The organism is Rahnella sp. PAMC25617 (genome assembly GCF_050606005.1).
GTDB lineage: Bacteria > Pseudomonadota > Gammaproteobacteria > Enterobacterales > Enterobacteriaceae > Rahnella > Rahnella variigena.
Genome location: NZ_JBOCUM010000235.1, coordinates 1 through 277, shown reverse-complemented (window position 1 = coordinate 277; position 277 = coordinate 1). Strand labels below are relative to the sequence as shown.

Here is a 277-nt window from a genome sequence, read left to right as displayed (position 1 = left end):
CTATTATGCTGAAAAATTGAAACAAAAACGTTTTGATTTGGATGACGAGAAGCTCAAACCGTATTTCAAACTTGAAAACGTTATAGACGGCGCCTTTAAAGTCGCTCAAAAATTGTTTGGGTTAGAATTTGAAGAAATCACCACTATTGATAAATATCACGAGGAAGTCCTTACCTATAAAGTCGCCGATGCTGAAGGCGAATTGGTATCAATTTTTTATGCTGATTTTTTCCCAAGACCAGGAAAGCGTAATGGCGCGTGGATGACCGTGTACAAG

Annotated in this window: 1 protein-coding gene; it reads left to right on the top strand. The window is 38.3% G+C overall.

Translation table 11 applies throughout. The features are described from left to right. Positions 1–277, top strand: a 277-nt coding sequence (locus ACM615_RS24255) for a M3 family metallopeptidase (RefSeq protein WP_431012688.1), incomplete at both ends; no start/stop codon positions are given.